At 35.0% G+C, this 16,855-nt stretch carries 18 protein-coding genes; 7 read left to right on the plus strand and 11 right to left on the minus strand.

The window, feature by feature from the left end:
* Positions 1-114: 114 nt before the first annotated feature.
* The 10 genes from ftsY to ACP7AQ_RS11450 all read right to left on the minus strand — a co-directional run bounded on the left by ftsY (position 115) and on the right by ACP7AQ_RS11450 (position 7,954).
* Positions 115-1,095, minus strand: a complete 981-nt coding sequence (ftsY, locus tag ACP7AQ_RS11405; RefSeq protein WP_426095529.1) for a signal recognition particle-docking protein FtsY — start codon at positions 1,093-1,095, stop codon at positions 115-117.
* 127 nt (positions 1,096-1,222) lie between these two features.
* Entirely contained in the window at positions 1,223-1,375 is a 153-nt protein-coding gene (locus tag ACP7AQ_RS11410; protein WP_091205215.1) for a DUF4295 domain-containing protein, read from the minus strand.
* Positions 1,376-1,451: 76 nt separating this feature from the next.
* The gene (gene rpmG, locus ACP7AQ_RS11415) at positions 1,452-1,634 is read right to left on the minus strand and encodes a 50S ribosomal protein L33 (protein ID WP_017495179.1); all 183 of its coding nucleotides are present in this window, start codon (positions 1,632-1,634) and stop codon (positions 1,452-1,454) included.
* Positions 1,635-1,661: 27 nt separating this feature from the next.
* Positions 1,662-1,898 (minus strand): 50S ribosomal protein L28, encoded by a 237-nt coding sequence (gene rpmB / locus ACP7AQ_RS11420; protein WP_024980263.1) that lies wholly within the window; start codon positions 1,896-1,898, stop codon positions 1,662-1,664.
* A gap of 72 nt (positions 1,899-1,970) precedes the next feature.
* Positions 1,971-3,224: a CinA family nicotinamide mononucleotide deamidase-related protein gene (locus tag ACP7AQ_RS11425; RefSeq protein WP_426095530.1), complete on the minus strand. Its 1,254-nt coding sequence runs from the start codon at positions 3,222-3,224 to the stop codon at positions 1,971-1,973.
* Positions 3,225-3,449: 225 nt separating this feature from the next.
* A complete protein-coding gene (locus ACP7AQ_RS11430) occupies positions 3,450-3,794 on the minus strand; it encodes an Hpt domain-containing protein (protein WP_426064588.1) in 345 nt (114 codons plus the stop codon).
* The gene (locus ACP7AQ_RS11435; RefSeq protein WP_426064587.1) at positions 3,794-4,405 is read right to left on the minus strand and encodes a fumarylacetoacetate hydrolase family protein; all 612 of its coding nucleotides are present in this window, start codon (positions 4,403-4,405) and stop codon (positions 3,794-3,796) included. Before ACP7AQ_RS11435 ends, ACP7AQ_RS11430 begins: the two co-directional genes overlap by 1 nt.
* A gap of 44 nt (positions 4,406-4,449) precedes the next feature.
* Complete coding sequence (locus ACP7AQ_RS11440) at positions 4,450-5,226, minus strand: exonuclease domain-containing protein (RefSeq protein WP_426064585.1); 777 nt, start codon at positions 5,224-5,226, stop codon at positions 4,450-4,452.
* 145 nt (positions 5,227-5,371) lie between these two features.
* Entirely contained in the window at positions 5,372-6,670 is a 1,299-nt protein-coding gene (locus ACP7AQ_RS11445; protein ID WP_426092491.1) for a dihydrolipoamide acetyltransferase family protein, read from the minus strand.
* An 84-nt stretch (positions 6,671-6,754) separates the two neighbouring features.
* Entirely contained in the window at positions 6,755-7,954 is a 1,200-nt protein-coding gene (locus ACP7AQ_RS11450; RefSeq protein ID WP_426095531.1) for a glycosyltransferase family 2 protein, read from the minus strand.
* 249 nt (positions 7,955-8,203) lie between these two features.
* On the opposite strand from ACP7AQ_RS11450, the gene ACP7AQ_RS11455 reads away from it, so the two are divergent.
* From ACP7AQ_RS11455 to ACP7AQ_RS11480, 6 genes are all read left to right on the plus strand, one after another.
* The gene (locus ACP7AQ_RS11455) at positions 8,204-9,172 is read left to right on the plus strand and encodes a T9SS C-terminal target domain-containing protein (protein ID WP_426095532.1); all 969 of its coding nucleotides are present in this window, start codon (positions 8,204-8,206) and stop codon (positions 9,170-9,172) included.
* A gap of 80 nt (positions 9,173-9,252) precedes the next feature.
* Positions 9,253-11,115, plus strand: coding sequence for an ABC-F family ATP-binding cassette domain-containing protein (locus ACP7AQ_RS11460; RefSeq protein ID WP_426095533.1), 1,863 nt, complete (start codon positions 9,253-9,255; stop codon positions 11,113-11,115).
* A 183-nt stretch (positions 11,116-11,298) separates the two neighbouring features.
* On the plus strand, positions 11,299-12,870 hold the full coding sequence (locus ACP7AQ_RS11465) for a carboxypeptidase-like regulatory domain-containing protein (protein WP_426095534.1): 1,572 nt from the start codon (positions 11,299-11,301) through the stop codon (positions 12,868-12,870).
* An 80-nt stretch (positions 12,871-12,950) separates the two neighbouring features.
* Positions 12,951-13,403, plus strand: a complete 453-nt coding sequence (locus ACP7AQ_RS11470; RefSeq protein ID WP_426095535.1) for a Gmad2 immunoglobulin-like domain-containing protein — start codon at positions 12,951-12,953, stop codon at positions 13,401-13,403.
* Between the two features lie 165 nt (positions 13,404-13,568).
* Positions 13,569-13,871, plus strand: a complete 303-nt coding sequence (locus ACP7AQ_RS11475) for a nucleotidyltransferase family protein (protein ID WP_426064575.1) — start codon at positions 13,569-13,571, stop codon at positions 13,869-13,871.
* Positions 13,861-14,202 carry a DUF86 domain-containing protein gene (locus ACP7AQ_RS11480; protein ID WP_426095536.1) on the plus strand — a complete coding sequence of 114 codons (342 nt, stop codon included), beginning with the start codon at positions 13,861-13,863 and terminating at the stop codon, positions 14,200-14,202. Before ACP7AQ_RS11475 ends, ACP7AQ_RS11480 begins: the two co-directional genes overlap by 11 nt.
* Positions 14,203-14,282: 80 nt before the next feature.
* On the opposite strand, the gene ACP7AQ_RS11485 is transcribed toward ACP7AQ_RS11480, so the two are convergent.
* Positions 14,283-15,830 carry an SDR family NAD(P)-dependent oxidoreductase gene (locus ACP7AQ_RS11485; RefSeq protein ID WP_426095537.1) on the minus strand — a complete coding sequence of 516 codons (1,548 nt, stop codon included), beginning with the start codon at positions 15,828-15,830 and terminating at the stop codon, positions 14,283-14,285.
* Positions 15,831-16,004: 174 nt separating this feature from the next.
* Here ACP7AQ_RS11485 and ACP7AQ_RS11490 point away from each other — a divergent pair, with 174 nt between their 5' ends.
* A complete protein-coding gene (locus tag ACP7AQ_RS11490) occupies positions 16,005-16,829 on the plus strand; it encodes an O-methyltransferase (protein WP_426064572.1) in 825 nt (274 codons plus the stop codon).
* The last annotated feature ends 26 nt before the right edge of the window (positions 16,830-16,855 follow it).

The raw sequence follows: 16,855 nt of genomic DNA on the forward strand, positions 1-16,855 counted from the left end.
AGAAACCAACACTTTTGTCTCGAATAAGGTTGGCCAAAATAAAAGAAACAATACTTATAAAGTAAAAATAAATTGGGTTACTATTTTTGACAGAAGAAAAATTCATTCCTATTATTATTTAAAAAAACTATCTACAAACTCGTATTTATTGAAAACCTGAAGATCCTCAATTCCTTCTCCTACACCAATATACTTTACAGGAATTTGAAACTGATCCGAAATTCCAATTACAACGCCACCTTTCGCGGTTCCGTCTAATTTAGTAACTGCTAAACAAGTAACTTCTGTCGCAGCTGTAAATTGTTTTGCTTGTTCAAAAGCATTCTGACCGGTTGATCCATCCAAAACTAATAATACATCATGTGGCGCATCACCAACAATTTTTTGCATCACTCGTTTTACTTTGGTCAATTCGTTCATTAAATTAATTTTATTGTGTAAACGTCCCGCAGTATCGATAATTACGATATCCGCATTTTGTGCCACTGCTGATTGTAAGGTATCAAAAGCTACCGAAGCCGGATCACTTCCCATATCTTGACGAACAATTGGAACGCCTACTCGATCCGCCCAAATCTGCAATTGATCGATGGCAGCGGCCCGAAAAGTATCGGCAGCACCAAGAACCACATTATAACCTGCTTTTTTAAATTGATAGGCTAATTTACCAATGGTAGTTGTTTTTCCAACACCATTAACACCAACTACCATTAAAACATAAGGCTTAGTCTGAAGGGGAATTACAAATTCCGTTGCTTCGCCAGAATTGGTTTCGGATAACAAAGCCGCAATCTCTTCCCTAAGAATTTGATTAAGTTCTTCTATACCAAGATATTTATCCGAAGCAACGCGACTTTCAATTCTAGTGATTATTTTCAATGTAGTATTTACGCCAACATCTGAGGCCACAAGGATTTCCTCTAAATTATCTAAGACTTCATCATCTACTTTTGACTTTCCGGCAACCGCTTTAGTTAACTTCGAAAAGAAATTTGTTTTTGATTTTTCAAGACCTTTGTCTAATGTTTGCTTCGCCTGTTCGCTTAGGCTCGGGTCTTTTTTCTCTGATGAAAATATTCTTTTGAAAAAACTCATTGTATAAATAGTATTAGGAATGAAGCATTTAAGTCCAAAGAACTTATATACTTTCTGCCAGTAAATATAGAAAATAAAAAAGCTACTTTCGAATGAAAGTAGCTTTTCTATATAATATGAATGTTGATTATTTCTTTTTCAAGAATTCATCCACTGATTCAGGAGTCATAATAGATTCTACGAATGTATATGCACCTGTTTTTGGAGATTTCACCATTTTGATGGCTTTAGATAATCTCTTAGAAGATGTTTGTAACGATGCTACGGTTTTCTTTGCCATGATTCAAATGTTATTTAAATTTAAATAAAATCTTCAAATGCTGATCATTTGAGACTTTTATTAAAATCTCTAATTATTACTTAATTTCTTTGTGAACAGTTACACGTTTCAAGATTGGATTAAATTTTTTAATCTCTAATCTGTCCGGAGTATTCTTTTTGTTCTTCGTTGTTATGTATCTTGAAGTTCCTGCAACACCTGAAGTCTTGTGCTCAGTACATTCTAAAATTACCTGGATTCTATTACCTTTCTTTGCCATCTTGCTATTTTTTTATTTTGGAAGAGATTATTTGATAAATCCTTCTGACTGTGCTTTTTTCAAAACCGCAGCGATTCCATTTTTATTAATTGTTTTTATCGTAGATGCAGCTACTCTTAGAGTAATCCATCTATCTTCTTCTGGAAGATAAAAACGCTTTTTAACTAAGTTTACAGAAAATTTTCTCTTAGTTTTGTTCATAGCGTGAGAAACGTTATTTCCTACCATCGCTCTTTTACCTGTAAGGTCACAAACTCTTGACATTATACTTATCTTTTATCGTTATTCAAAATCAGGGTGCAAAGAAAAGAAAAATAAACCTATTAACCAACAATATTATCGTACATTTTTTAAAATTTCTTTCTGTAAAAGTTCCAAACTTTTATTTACCGCTCTATCTATCACTTTTTCACGGGGTTGACCAAAATTAAATTCTTCAACAATTATTTCATTTGGAGTAGCCAATGCAATAAAAACTGTTCCAATTTCTGCATTTGATTCCCCTTTTGACGGTCCGGCATTTCCTGTTGTCGCAATTGCATAATCTGTTTTCATCATCGTTTTCACATTCAAAGCCATCGCTGAAACTACTTCTCGGCTCACGACAGAATATTCTGTTATCAAGCTTTCAGGAATACCCAAAACATCAATTTTTACCTCTGTTGCATAGGAAATCACACTTCCTTTAAAATATTTTGAAGAACCTGAAACTGATGTTAAAACTTCCGCAATCTTACCTCCCGTACAACTTTCTGCAGTAGAAATAGTTTTGTTTTGTTTTCCCAGCAACCTTCCTACAACCACTTCAATAGTTTCATCTTCATCAAAACCCACAATGATATCATGTATGATTGCATCCAGTAATTTTACATTTTCTTCAATCGAAGCTTCTAGTTTTTCTTTATCGATGCCTCGCGCGGAAAGCCTTAAACGAACTCTCCCTGGTGCGGGCAAGTAAGCCAATTTAATGAATTCAGGTAGGTTATTTTCCCAAAGCTCTATACGTTCCGCCACCAAACTTTCGCCCTGTCCGTATGTGAGAATTGTTTTATGGATAATATAAGGACGTTTGTATTCCCGAATTACTTTTGGGATGATTTCATTTTCTACTAAATATTTCATTTCATAAGGAACTCCAGGAAGCGAAATAAAAACGGTATTTTCCTTTTTCATCCACATTCCTGGCGCGGTACCCACCTGATTGTGAAGAACTGTACATTTAGACGGAACCAATGCCTGATCTCTATTGATTTGCGATGCTGTTCTGTTCATCACACGCTCAATAAGCTCAATTACATGATTTTCGACCGCTTTATCAATGATTAATTCGTCTTCAAAATAATCACAGAAAGTTTTCTTAGTCACATCATCTTTTGTTGGTCCTAAACCGCCCGTAATAATCACTAAATCTACTTTGTTTTGAAGCGAGGCAAACGTATCTAAAATGTGCTTTTTATCATCACTTATCGAAATCATTTCGTTGATTTCAACTCCAATTTTGTCTAATGATTTGGCTATAAAACCAGAATTCGTATCGACAATTTGACCTATTAAAATTTCGTCACCAATAGTAACTATGGTTGCTTTCATTTTTTTGGAATATTTTTTTTGTGAGATTGCAATCTAAAAAAAAGAATTGCGTAAATTACTACATTCCGGTTTTTTTAGCGTGAGGGATAAAAGTGAAAATCCTCCCGATTTTTATTCGGGAGATTACTTCATTTAACAATTATTTTCATAGGAGTTCATTGAACTTCATTTGCAACGGATAATCAGACCACGCTGTAACCATATTCATAGCGTGGTTGAGCAAGATTACAAATTAAAGTCTTTTTTAATTTCTTTGATAGCGTCGTTGACTTGATTTTTTACGCTCTTAAAAGTTTCTTTTATATCTTTCTTTTTACCTTCGGCTTTGGTCCAGGCTTCGACTTGAAGGATCTCTTCAAAAGCCACGTTTAAGCCCATCAAATCTAAGGTTGGTTTTATCTTGTGCGCAAAAGCATAAGCATGGTTGTAGTCTTTCTTTTTAATTCCCTCTTTTATTTGTTGTAAATCATCCGGAACTTCGGTAACAAATAAAGTCAAAATTTCATTTACAAATTCAGGATCGTTGTCTGAAAGTGCGTACACTTTTGACAGGTTGTAATTTATAGCCATTATTTTACTTGTATTCTAAATAGTTGTTGTCCTTCTAAAAATCCCTCTAAAACGTCATCTGGCTTAACAGCAGCGACTCCTTCCGGGGTTCCTGTAAAAATAATATCGCCAATTTTTAACGTAAAAAACTGAGAAACATATGAAATCAGTTCGTCAATTTTCCACAGCATAAAACTAGAATTGCTTATTTGTACTGTCTTATTATTGTTGGTTAATTCAAAAGTAATATTTTCTAATGAACTAAATTGATTTTTTGGCAAAAATTCACCTAGGACCGCAGAGCCGTCAAAGGCTTTTGCTTTTTCCCAAGGCAACCCTTTTGCTTTTAATTTATCCTGTAAATCGCGAGCGGTAAAATCAATTCCCACACTGATTTCGTCATAATATTTATGAGCAAATTTAGGTTCGATGTATTTTCCCACTTTACTTATCTTGACAATAATTTCAATTTCATGGTGTACATCTTCCGAAAATTCCGGAATTACAAATGGGTGTTGTTTCAATAAAACCGCCGAATCCGGCTTCATGAAAACTACTGGTTCCGTTGGTCTTTCGTTATGCAATTCCTCTATGTGATTGGTATAATTTCTACCGATGCAGATTATTTTCATTTCTTTTTAATTAAAAAAAATTTAATGATTGAAGGATTCAAAAATTAGCTTAATTTATTATTTAATTTTCGAAGTTTGATTGCCGTTAAAACTTTTTTGGTGTACAAAGGAAAATCAGCATTTTGTATCCAACTGAAATAACCGGGTTCTGTTTCCAAAATTTTATCCACTTTTACTCCTTTATGTTTTCCAAAAGTGAAGATTTCTTGATTGTCTTTGTCAAAAGCTATCATTCCAGCGAAATCAGCGATTTTCTTTCTTGTTGTAAACTCGGATAATGCTTTCATGTCATTTTCCAGTTCCGGATAACGATCCAATTGTGCTTTCAAAATTTCGTAAGTGGCCATGGTATCCGCTTCTGCTGAATGTGCATTTTCAAGCGTTTTTCCACAATAAAACTTGTGTGCTGCGCCCAATGTTCGTTCTTCCATTTTATGAAAAACAGTCTGAACATCAACTGAAACTCTGTTTTTCATGTCAAAATCTACTCCGGCACGTAACATTTCCTCTGCCAATAACGGAATATCAAAACGATCCGAATTAAATCCAGCTAAATCACTGTCTTTAATCATGTTATAAACTTGCGCCGCCAATTCATTGAAAGTAGGCTCATTCGCTACTTTTTCATCGGTGATTCCATGAACCGCTGTTGTTTGCGGCGGAATTGGAATCGTTGGATTTACCAACCATGTTTTGCTTTCTTTGTTTCCATTTGGAAAAACTTTGAATATTGAGATTTCTACAATTCTATCTTTTCCGATGTCAATTCCTGTGGTTTCAAGGTCGAAAAAGCAAATTGGTTTATTGAGTTTAAGTTCCATTTTTAAATTTTGTGTGGCTACAAATATAGAAATTTGGGTTTAATTTTATTTAAAGTTCAACGTTTAAAGTTGCAAAAAACCTCAAAAAAAGAAAACCCGATTGATTTTTGAAAATCAATCGGGTTTTTATAGTAATTATAAACTTTTAAACATCTCTGTTAACATCAAAAGCTTCTAAGTATTCCGCTACTCTTTTCACAAAACTACCTCCTAAAGCTCCATCGACCACTCTATGATCATAGCTGTGCGATAAGAACATTTTCTGGCGAATCCCGATAAAATCTCCTTCAGGGGTTTCAATTACTGCCGGCATTTTACGAATTGCTCCAAGGGCTAAAATACCCACTTGCGGCTGATTCAAAATTGGCGTACCAAAAACACTTCCAAAAGTTCCCACATTGGTAACCGTATAAGTTCCGCCTTGAGTATCGTCCGGTTTTAGTTTTCCAGCTTTTGCACGACCTCCTAAATCGTTTACCGCTTTGGCCATTCCAACCAAATTCAGCTGATCGGCATTTTTAATAACAGGAACAATTAAGTTTCCGTTTGGTAACGAAGCCGCCATTCCTAGATTAATATTTTTCTTCTTGATAATGTAATCACCATCCACAGAAATATTCATTCCAGGATAATCTTTCAGCGCTTTCGCAACTGCTTCCATGAAAATTGGCGTATAGGTCAACTTCTCCCCTTCTCTTTTTTCGAACGCATTTTTATTTTTCTCTCTCCATTTCACAATATTCGTCACATCGACTTCGATAAACGACTGAACGTGAGCTGAAGTTTGTACCGAAGCGATCATGTAACCCGCAATAAGCTTGCGCATTCTGTCCATTTCTATAATTTCATCACCACCACTTACAGATACCGGAGCTGCTTTTTGAGCGACTGGAGCTGCAATTGGTTTTTGAACTGCAACGGGAGCCGAAACTACAGGTTGGCTCGTTCTATTTTTCACGTAATCTAAAATATCATTTTTAGTAACTCTTCCCTCTTTTCCTGTTCCAGAAATTGCTGCTAATTCTGCAACAGAAACCCCTTCTTCTTTGGCAATGTTTTTCACTAATGGCGATAAGAATTTTTCAGAATCAGAGAAATCTACCGGCGCTGCAACACTTTCTTTGCCGTCATCCACTGTTTTTGTCACTTCAGCAATAACGTCGGGAGCAACCGCTTCTTTTACAATAGATACTAATTCTCCACCTTCAATTTCAATAATTGCGATAGTCTGACCCACTTGAACCAAATCGTCTTTTCCGAACAATTGTTCTACCAAAATTCCCGAAACTTCGCTTGGCACTTCACTGTCCACTTTATCAGTAGCAATTTCAAGTACGGCTTCGTCAGCTTCAATTCTGTCTCCAACTTCTTTTAACCAGTTTGTAATAGTTGCTTCTGCAACGCTTTCTCCCATTTTTGGAAGTTTTAATTCAAATCTTGCCATATTGTTAACCTAAAAGGTGATATTGATTTTCAGTTTGCGAAATTACTAAATATTTCAAATATAAATTACATTAAATGCAATTTTTTACTCTATTTCTATAATCTCACCTCGCTCGTTACTATTGTTACTTCCTATTAAAAAATTAGCGTTTTTTGGTATAATTTTAAAGGTAAATCCTTTATTCCTTGAATATTCGAAAATTTCTATACACTTTTTGAAGGTTATATATTCGTTGTCCAAAATAACTTCTGCACCTACTTTGCTTTTAACAAAAGACGAAATTACCATTTTTTCTGTTTTTAAATCATGAAACTGGACTTTATTTTGTAAAACCCAACGCAGTTTTTCTACTAATTTTTCGTTCGCCGAATACAACAGATATGATTTTGGATTTGTTTTCATTCCGAAGTTTTGGAAAAGTTTTCCTTGAAACATCTTTACAAAAGAGAAAAATACAATTCCCGTTTTCATGAAAATCGAGAAAAACACCGATCCCGTCCCAAAACTTCGGGATCGAGAATTAAAATGCTTTTTGTAAAAGAAGTTCATCGCTTCTTGGAAACGCTTCATGTACGTTTCATCCCTAACGGTACTTTCTCCTTTAAAGTGGATTACGGTCGTTTCATGAAAATAATAGTTTGACTTTCCTTTTTGCAAAATTCGATATGACAAATCAATATCGTCAGAATACATAAAACAGTCTTCATCAAATCCGGCCACGTCAAGATACAAATCTCTTTTCAAAAACATAAAAGCACCCACGAGGATGGCTATTTTTCCTGTTTGGTTTTCATTTAAATGTTGTGCATAATATTTACCGAATATTCCTGACTTTGTAAATAATTTATACAAACCCGTGATTTTAGTAAAAGCAACCCAAGGAGTAGGAACGCCACGTTTGCTTTCGGGCAGAAAATTTCCGGCTCCATCAATAAGTTTACAACCCACAATTCCTAAATCCGATTGTTTTTGGGCGAAAGCCAATACTTTCGTAAAGGTATCTTCAGCGACAACAGTATCCGGATTGAGAATGCAAATATATTCGCCTTTAGCATGCGCTACACCAATATTATTTCCTTTCGGAAAACCTAGATTTTCTTTGTTTTGAATGAGTTTTACATTTGGAAAACGCTTTTCCATCATCGCACAACTATCATCGGAAGAATAATTATCGATTACAATAATTTCACCGTCAATGGTTTCTAAAGCACTTTGCACGCTTAAGACACATAGTTCGAGAAAATACCGAACGTTGTAATTGAGGATGATGACGGATAGTTGCATTTTTCAAAGATATATTTTACGATGCAAAGACAAAGGTTCAAAGTTTAAAAAACACAAAAAAAATATTTCTCCCTAACCCCGACTGAAGTGAAAATTTTTAAAAAGAATTAACAAAGATTGCAACGAAAAGTGGAAACAATAACTGCAAATAAAACCAATCCCAATTCTTCGGGACGATCAAATCTTCTTTTATTCCTTAGAATCCATTACTTTTGGTGAATAGTAACGAATCTGAAATATTTTAATGCATTGAAAAAGATATTCTACTTATTATTCCTGATTTCTATTATTTCCATACAGGCTCAAATTTCGGGCTGCACGGATCCAATTTCCAAAAATTTTAATCCAGCTGCCAGCGTTAATGATGGAAGTTGTGACTATGCTTCGGCAAGAATTAAACCAATATATGCGGTAAAATTAAATGCCATTCTCAAAGAAACTTCCAGTTTGACACAAAGTGATTCTCTTTTTTGGACCAATATCGATGACACTAACACGGCTCTTTATGCAATTAACATAAAAGGTGTTATTAAAAATAAAATTGAATTAAAAAACGTAACCAATACCGACTGGGAAGAAATTACGCAGGACGCAAACTACTTTTACATTGGCGATTTTGGGAATAATGCCTCCGGAAACAGAAAGGATCTTCATATATTACGAGTTGAAAAACATTCGCTTTTGCAGAACAATCAGAAAATCGACACGCTTTCGTTTTCATATTCCAATCAAATAGATTTTACCAAAACCAAATCCAATACAACCAATTTTGATTGCGAAGCTTTTATTGTTTCAGGTGACAGTATTTACTTGTTTTCCAAAGAATGGAAAGAAAAAAGAACTAGTGTTTATGTGATTCCAAAGCTTCCCGGTCAACATATTGCACAACTAAAAGAATCCTATAATGTAAAAGGATTAATTACCGCAGCAACCTATGTAGCTGAAAAAAAGCTGCTGGTGCTTACCGGCTACAGCAAGTCTTTATCGCCTTTTATCTATTTGTTTTACGATTACAATGAGTCCGGTTTTTTTTCCGGAAACAAAAGAAAAATAAAAATTGCACTTCCGTTTCATCAGATGGAAGGGATCAGCACGCTAGATGGATTTAATTACTTTTTAACCAATGAAAATTTCGCCAGAAAACGAATCATTAATGTCCCGCAGCAGTTACATCAATTTGATTTAAGTGCTTTTTTAGCCAATTATCTACAACAATAATTGTTAATGAAAACTTAGATTCAACTAAACTATTGGCAAATCGGTATTTAATAGCTTACTTTTGCAAAAAATTTAGCCCTGTGAATTACCTTTCTGTAGAAAATATCTCGAAATCTTTTGGTGAACGTACGCTGTTTAAAGACATCTCGTTTGGAATTAACAAAGATCAAAAAATTGCTTTCATAGCCAAAAATGGTTCTGGAAAAACGACTATAATGAGTATTATTAATGGTCTTGAAGAATCAGATACCGGACAAGTTGTTTTAAGAAAAGGCATAAAAATGGCCTTCCTTTCGCAAAATAACAATTTGCAGGAAGAATTGACGATTGAAGAAAGTATTTTCGCATCGGATAATGAGACTTTGAAAGTGATTGAAGCGTACGAAAAAGCATTAGAAAATCCAGAAGATGAAGAAGCTTACCAAAAAGCTTTTGACGGAATGGATCAGCACAACGCCTGGGATTTTGAAACGCAGTACAAGCAAATTTTGTTCAAACTAAAGTTGGAAAATTTCAAACTGAAAGTAAAAAATCTTTCGGGTGGACAGAAAAAAAGATTGTCACTGGCTATCATTTTGATCAATCGTCCTGACTTATTAATTTTGGATGAACCTACGAATCACTTGGATTTAGAGATGATTGAATGGTTGGAAAGTTATTTTACCAAAGAAAATATTACGTTGTTTATGGTGACGCACGACCGTTTCTTTCTGGAGCGTGTTTGTAATGAAATCATCGAATTGGACAACGGAAAATTATACCAATACAAAGGAAACTACTCCTATTATCTAGAGAAAAAAGAGGAACGCATTGCCTCCGAAAACTCGAGTGTGGATAAAGCGCAGAATCTTTTTGTGAAAGAACTGGAATGGATGCGCCGCCAGCCAAAAGCGAGAACAACCAAGTCAAAATCGCGTCAAGATGATTTTTATGACATTAAGGAAAAAGCACAAAGTCGCCGTCGTGAAAATAAAGTAGAATTGGAAATCAACATGGAACGCATGGGAAGCAAGATTATCGAGCTTCACAAAATTTCCAAAAAATTCAAGGATCATGTGATTATGGATAATTTCAGTTTTGATTTTCAACGTGGCGAACGCATCGGAATCATTGGAAAAAACGGAACCGGAAAATCGACTTTTTTAAATTTATTGACTGGAACTATTCCGCTTGATGGTGGAAAAGTGGTGATTGGTGAAACAATAAAAGTGGGGTACTACACACAAAGTGGAATCAACCCGAAACCCGGTCAGCGTGTGATTGATGTGATTAAGGAATATGGAGAATTTATTCCGTTGATGAAAGGGAAATTAATTTCGGCTTCGCAATTGTTAGAGCGTTTCTTATTTGATGCTAAAAAACAATATGATTTTGTCGATAGATTGAGCGGTGGAGAATTGAAACGTTTGTACTTGTGTACAGTTTTGATCCAGAATCCAAACTTCTTGATTCTGGATGAGCCTACGAATGATTTAGATATTGTGACGCTGAATGTTTTGGAAAGCTTCCTTTTGGATTTTCCGGGTTGTCTTTTAGTGGTTTCTCACGACCGCTATTTTATGGATAAAATTGTGGATCACTTATTCATTTTTAGAGGTGATGGTGTAGTGGAAAATTTTCCCGGCAACTATTCTGATTTCAGAGCCTACGAAGACAGTACCGATGTAGCTCAAAAAGAGGAAAACAAAGCCGAAAAGAAAGACTGGAAACAAAACAATCCAACTGGAAACCTGACGTTCAATGAGCAAAAAGAATTCCAGAAAACCGAGAAAGAAATCAAGGATTTAGAGCTTCAGAAAATAGCTATCGAACAATTATTTTCGGAAGGGAAAATTGCCGCAAGCGATATTGAGAAAAAAGGAAATGAATTGCAAAACCTAATCCAAAAGATGGAACTTAAAGAAGAGCGTTGGTTTGAATTAAGTGCCAAAATGGAAGGATAAAAAACTTATAATTGTATTCAATTATTGTAAAAACCCCATCCCAATTTACGTAATCGTAGCTTGTGGTGGGGTTTTTCGCATGAATATATTAACAGAAAATTAGCACAATTACACTACTTGAGTATTGAAATAACATATACATTTGACTATCAATTTCAATCATCAAACTCATAATCAACTCAAATGAAAGTAAAATCTACAAACATACCCATTAAAAAAAAATCTAAATTCATACCATACCTGCTCTTGTTGAGTACGATTTTATTTTTTCATTATTCTTGGTCACAAAATATTTCAGTAAAAATAATTGATGCAACTACTAAAGAGCCCATACCCTGCGCCACCATCAACATTGATAAAAAAGAACATTTGATCTCAAATGCCGAAGGTTTTTTTAACCTTGCTGAAACTGCAATTCAAGACGAAAATACACTAACCATTACCTATCTAGGCTACAAAAATCTTGAAGTTAAGGTAAGTCAATTATCAAAACTAGATTACATTATAGCACTCACTCCTACTATTTTTGAATTGGATGATGTACCAGTAAATGGTGAAAAACCTAATCCTTACGTTATCATGGCTGCGGTAAAGGCTAATCTTTCTATAAATTATAGCAATACCGATAATCCTACTAAAGACATGTTATTTGTGAGAAAATCAAATGCTACGTCTCCTAAAGAAGTTGTAGTTGATGTTAATCAGTCGACAGGTTTTTCAAAACAAGCGCTTAAGCAAGTCAATAGTGATGTTCAAAATTTTACCAATGCCTTGATTAAATCACCTCCTAAAGAGTACAAGGACATGTTGTGTAATTTGTATACTCATACCGTAAAAAAAGATAATAAATCATTTGAATCGCATAAAATTAACGTTCTAAAAGCAACTGTTCTCAAAAATGAAGGAAGTGCAACCTCATCAGAAGAGTTGAAAGAAATTGGTATAAAAACAATGTTAAAGCACTTAGATTCTACAAAGTATTACCGCATTAAAAGTGGACTCATCGGTTCTCGAGATACCATTTCTTTAAGAAAAGATTTCAATAAAAAGAAAACAAAATCTAAAACAGCAGATAAAAGCACTCTGTTAATATCCACCAAATACAATTTAACAGAATTCATACAAAAAAATAATTTAATCAATTCTTCCGAGCATGATTTTATAAACAATCCAGATTTGTACCGCTACAAATTTGAAGGAACTACTTTTACTGAGGATAACGATTATGCATTTGTACTTTCATTTTCACCAAAAAAAAGCAGAGCAAAATATACCGGTAAACTCTTTATCAATGAGTCTGATTATGCCGTTCTTAGAGCTGAATTCCAACTTGATGAAGGAGAAAAGCTAAACAATGTTAATTTAAAATGGCTCTTAGGCATTAAAGTAGCCCAAAATAACAACAAAGGAATTTTAATGTACCGAAAAAAATCAGACGAAAAGAACTATTACCTGCACTACGCCTCTGAAGAATTAGGTCAATATTTTTATGTAAACCGTCCTTTGAAATTTATTGAAATCACAAAAGAAGACAAAGATATTCTATCATTAGACATAAAATTTGAAGGAAACTCTACGACTAAAACCGAATTTTTAAATCTATCACATTCCCTTGTAACAGATACTGATGTTACGAAAGTTGTTGAAAATGAATTCAAACTGGTAGCCATAAAATCATACGATCCTAAAATATGGAAAGGATACCATGCTATTGAACCAGTAGCAGAATTAAAACGTTTTAAAGCTAAAGAATAATTCCTCTGCCCAATGTTTCTATACCAAATCTTCTTAAAACTAATTATTTAATTAAAAAAAAACATTATTCAATATAATTTATGAGATGGGCAATTTTAGTATCGACACTTTTTTTATTCGCATGCAATAACAAGGAAACTCAAGGCACCACAACTGCTAAGGATACCATAATGGAAATTCCTGAAACCACTACAGTAATAAAGGCTAAAAAGCCAGAAATTCTTTTGCCTAAGCAATATTCTAATGTACGCTTCAAAGAGGTAACTGTGGAACGGATAGACGAAAACAAATTCCGAGTACGCGGACAAGGACAAATATTTGAGGCAAGCTTCAACTGGATTATTGAAGACGGACACGACGAGTTAGAGACGGGATTTCAGACGACTGATGCGGGAGCTCCCGAGTGGGGCAACTTTGATTTTACAATTGCTGTTCAGAAAAAACGAGAGAATTCTAAATTGACGCTGGTTTTGTTTGAATCAAGTGCTAAAGATGGTAGCCGTCAACATGAATTGCCGATTGCTCTTTTTTAAGTTGAGTTAGCGAAATACACAATATTTCTTGATTATGCTGCGCAAATGTCTCTGACTTTGCGCTCACAACATTGAACCATATAATAAATCAAATAGGAATTCACCTTTACAACAATTCCCGTAAATGAATTATTTTGCGTATTTTTGAATTAAACTATCTACACCATGAATCCAATAGAAAGCCATAACGCTGATATAACAAAATTATGCAAAACGCATAATGTTAAGTCATTGTATGCATTTGGTTCTGTTTTAACTGAAAAATTCAATCCGGATAGTGACATTGACTTAATCGTTGAATTTCAACCGCTAGATGTCTTAGATTATGCAGATAATTATTATGATTTGAAATTTTCATTAGAGACAATATTAAAAAGAGAAATTGATTTGCTTGAAGAAAAAGCAATAAAAAATCCTTATTTTAGAAAAACCATAAATCAAAATAAACAACTGATTTATGGACAATAATATTAAAACTTGGCTTTATGATATTTTAAGTTCCATTAATGAAATTGAAAGTTATTTTATTGACAGATCTAAAGAATTTAAAGTCTTTGAAAATGACATAAGAACAAAAAGAGCTGTCGAAAGGAATATTGAAATCATTGGTGAAGCAATGAACCGAATTTTAAAAGAAGATAGTGAAATAATTATTTCGAACTCCCGAAAAATAGTAGATGTTAGAAATAGAATAATTCACGGTTATGATTCGGTTTCGGATGACGTGATTTGGGGAATTGTAATCCTCCATTTACCCATTCTACAAAAAGAGGTCGAAAAAATGCTTCGAGAATGGTAAACAATGCTGACATTAACACATAAAAAAACCACAACAAATTTAATTCTGTTGTGGTTTTTCGTTTTATAAACTTATCGCTTTTACCAAGGAATCGGATTGTAATCTTTCAAAAACTTCCCGCACCAATGTTTTCCTGTATTGATACCATCAAACAACGGATCCATCACTCGTGCTGCTCCATCCACAATATCTAATGGCGGTTGAAAATCCTCTTCTTCCTGTTTTCTTTTGGCCAATTCTGCGGGATCTTCGTCGGTTACCCAACCGGTATCGACCGCATTCATAAAAATCCCATCTTTTGCCAAAGTTCCCGAAGAAGTGTGCGTCAGCATATTCAACGCTGCTTTTGCCATATTGGTATGCGGATGACGGTCTTCCTTGAAAAAGCGATGAAACTTCCCTTCCATTGCCGATACATTGATGATGTGTTTTTTTCCAGTATTGTCTTTCTTCATTACTTCCGAAAGGCGGTTACATAATACAAAAGGCGCTACCGAATTCACGAGCTGGACTTCGATCATTTCTGTGGTTTCTATTTGTCCCAAACGTAAACGCCAGCTGTTGGTTTTTCTCAAATCCACTTGTTGCAAATCGGCATCGAGTTCTCCTTCCGGGAAAACTTCGTTTGCCACCAAAGCATTATCAAATGAATACGGAATCTGCGATAATTTGGCGGAAGCCCGCAACCCAATTCCGGGTTCTGGTCCGTGCCAAGTCACGGGCATATTTTGATTGGAGGAAGCTCCTGAAGTCAATACTTTTAATTCATCCAGACAATTGGTATGATCTAGTAATAATTCTTGCGCATGTTGCGGCAGAGAAGCAATGGAACGATCCTCGTTTTCCATTAAATGCGCATAAAATCCGGCGGGACGCCGCACGGTTTGCGCTGCATTATTGATCAGAATATCCAAACGCTCGTATTTTTGTTCAATAAAATTGCAAAAAATCTCCACACTGGGAATGTGTCGCAAATCCAATCCGTGAATTTTCAAGCGATGTCCCCAATCGATAAAATCAGCTTCTTTAGAAAAACGCAAAGCGGAATCCACGGGAAAACGGGTTGTTGCAATAACTGTGGCTCCACCACGCAACAACATCAACGTAATGTGGTACCCAATTTTCAGACGAGAGCCTGTAATAACGGCTACTTGTCCGTTTACATCTGCGGTTTGAAAACGTTTGGCATAATTTAAATCACCACAATCCATACACATCGTATCGTAAAAATGGTGCATTTTAGTAAACTCCGTTTTACACACGTAACAGTTTCGTGGCGTTTCCAGTTCCAATTGTTCTTTGTTTACAAGATCATTGTAAGCCAAAAGTTTTGGCGCCATAAAAACGCTTGCTTCACGGGCATACCGAATTCCAGTTTCCTTTCGGGCGGTTCGGTCCCGCTTTTCCATTTTGCGTTTGGCAGCCACTTTTCCGTCTTTTTTTCTTCGGGAAAGCTCGTCACGATCGGGCCTGGAAAACATTCCCGCCGCTTTGATTAAAGCGGTGCGTTGTTCTTTTGGGATATCAAATATTTGGTCGGTATCGGTATTCAATTGTGCCAAAATAGCGATGCAACGGTCGATTTCTTCTAAGCTTATGGCACTTTTATGTTCTATCTGTTCAATCATTATTGTAAAAAATGGGTCTTATTCTTTTGCAAATTCAAGGGCGCAAATATAGACTTTTTAAAGTCGTAAAGTTCTAAACTTATAAACTTGCAAATCCAAGCATTAAGATGTTGTTTCGTTTTTGACTTTCGACTATTATCTTACTATCTTCGCGCCTACTTTGCAGCTATTTTTATGTTATTCCAAATAAAATCGTATTTACAATTCCTTTGGCACTCAAAAAATGAGCATGCTGTACATTCTCCGTTCGTCTTTAATTTATTGACGAAATGTTTCTATGACAAAAAGACAAAACCGGAATATGCTGTTTTAAAAAAGTACCGAAACTCGCTTTTAGCAAACAACAATACGATTGAAGTCACTGATTTTGGGGCGGGTTCGAAAGTTTTCAAATCGAATATTAGAGTTATTTCCAAGATTGCCAAAACAGCAGGAATTTCTTCGAAGCGAGCCGAATTATTATTCAAAATCACCAATTATTTTCAGCCTTCAACTATTTTAGAAATTGGAACTTCATTAGGATTGGCTACTTCGGCGCTTTCTTTTGCGTCCCGAAGCGTTGTAAGAAAAGCAACAATAATCACTTTAGAAGGTTGTCCAGAAACTGCAAAAATTGCTCAATTACAATTCCAAAAATTCAATTGCAACAATGTAGAATCTATTGTAACTACGTTTAATTCTTATTTAGAGAAACGAAATTCATCACCAGAAACTACAACTGAACACTTCAAACTAAACACTGAACACTTTTCCTTAATTTATTTCGACGGAAATCACTCCAAGAAAGCGACTTTAGATTATTTCGAAGAATTACTTCCGACAATTACAAACGAAACTGTTTGGATATTCGATGACATTCATTGGTCGTCACAAATGGAAGAGGCGTGGGAAATCATAAAAAAACATCCCAAAGTGACGGTAACTATTGATACGTTTCAGTGGGGACTAGTGTTTTTTAGAAGAGAACAACCTAAGGAACATTTTATAATAAGAATTTAACGTAAAAAAAATGACAGCCATTGCTG

The organism is Flavobacterium sp. DSR2-3-3, from assembly GCF_049896585.1.
Classification (GTDB): domain Bacteria; phylum Bacteroidota; class Bacteroidia; order Flavobacteriales; family Flavobacteriaceae; genus Flavobacterium.